Source organism: Serratia sp. Sp408, assembly GCF_057180665.1.
This window is the reverse complement of sequence record NZ_JBXUFT010000060.1, coordinates 1-223: the sequence shown is the minus strand read 5'-3', so window position 1 is coordinate 223 and position 223 is coordinate 1. Positions and strand designations below refer to the sequence as shown.

Annotated in this window: 1 tRNA gene and 1 rRNA gene; both read right to left on the bottom strand. The window is 48.9% G+C overall.

From position 1 onward, the window contains the following. Window positions 1–77 (bottom strand) — tRNA-Ile (locus AC2AXP_RS22855). Between the two features lie 72 nt (window positions 78–149). Beyond that, window positions 150–223: ribosomal RNA gene (locus tag AC2AXP_RS22850) — 16S ribosomal RNA — on the bottom strand; the annotation flags it as partial.

The following is a 223-nucleotide window of genomic DNA, read 5'->3' as shown; positions in this document are numbered from 1 at the left end:
TGGTAGGCCTGAGTGGACTTGAACCACCGACCTCACCCTTATCAGGGGTGCGCTCTAACCACCTGAGCTACAAGCCTATTAAGGTATTTCTGCTCGTTACTTTTCATCAGACAATCTGTGTGGACACTGCACAATCGAATATCGTTAGGTAAGGAGGTGATCCAACCGCAGGTTCCCCTACGGTTACCTTGTTACGACTTCACCCCAGTCATGAATCACAAAG